This window comes from Mycobacterium kyorinense, assembly GCF_001672775.1.
Lineage (GTDB): Bacteria > Actinomycetota > Actinomycetes > Mycobacteriales > Mycobacteriaceae > Mycobacterium > Mycobacterium kyorinense_A.
The window spans coordinates 1-887 of the sequence record NZ_LZKJ01000082.1 but is presented as its reverse complement, the minus strand read 5'-3'; the positions used below and the strand labels follow the sequence as shown (position 1 = coordinate 887).

At 65.2% G+C, this 887-nt stretch carries 1 protein-coding gene; it reads right to left on the bottom strand.

Annotation, left to right across the window (positions count from 1 at the left end; genetic code table 11):
- On the bottom strand, positions 1–887 hold an 887-nt coding region (locus tag A5707_RS08700), incomplete at both ends, for a condensation domain-containing protein (RefSeq protein ID WP_232000674.1).

Below are 887 nucleotides of genomic sequence, written 5' to 3'. Positions count from 1 at the left end.
ACTTGCGACCAATGCAGACCGCTGATCGTCAGCGCCACCGGGTATTTGGTGGTAAACCAGCCCACGGTGCGCGACAGGTCCAGATCAGGACCCAACTCGTCGTGGCGGCCGTGGCCTTCAACATCGATGGCCAACGGCGCAGTGCTGCCCAACAACTGGGACAACGCCAGCCCGTAGGCAATCAACAAGATGTCTTGGATCCCGGCATGAAATGCCGCCGGCACCTCACCGAGCAGCATGCGGGTGGTCTCCACATCCAACGACGCCGTCAAATGCCCCGCACTGGCATACGTGTCGCACTCGGCCTGCACGCTCGGCAGCGGCGAGGGGATCGCCAGCAACTGCTGCCAGCGATCGGCCTGCTCGACCACACCCGCCGCACGCGCATGCTCACCCAACACCGCAGCCCACCGCGCAAACGAAGTGCCGGTCACCGGCAAGACGATCGGTTGACCGTGATGGTGCTGGGCCCAGGCGATGTTGAGGTCTTCCACCAAAATCCGCCACGACACCGCATCCACGGCCAGGTGATGAACGATCAACGCCAACTGCCTTGTCGAGGCCGCCCACAACGCACTGACCATCACCCCGGCAGCCGGGTTTAACGCCGAGCGGGCGGCCACCAGCGCCTCATCACCCACCACGTCCACCACCTGCACATGCGGGTGCACCGACCCGGCCTCGGGCACCTGCAGCGACCACTGCCCGGCTTCATCGACGCTGACGCGGCAGCGCAGCATGGCATGGCGATCCAGCAGCGCCTGCACCACCACAGCCACATCAGCCTCAGTCGCTTGGGGCGGGGCTTGCAGCAGCACCGTCTGGTTGAACTGATCCACCACACCGCCAGCGGTTTGCACCTCATGCAGCCACGCGATGATCGGCGT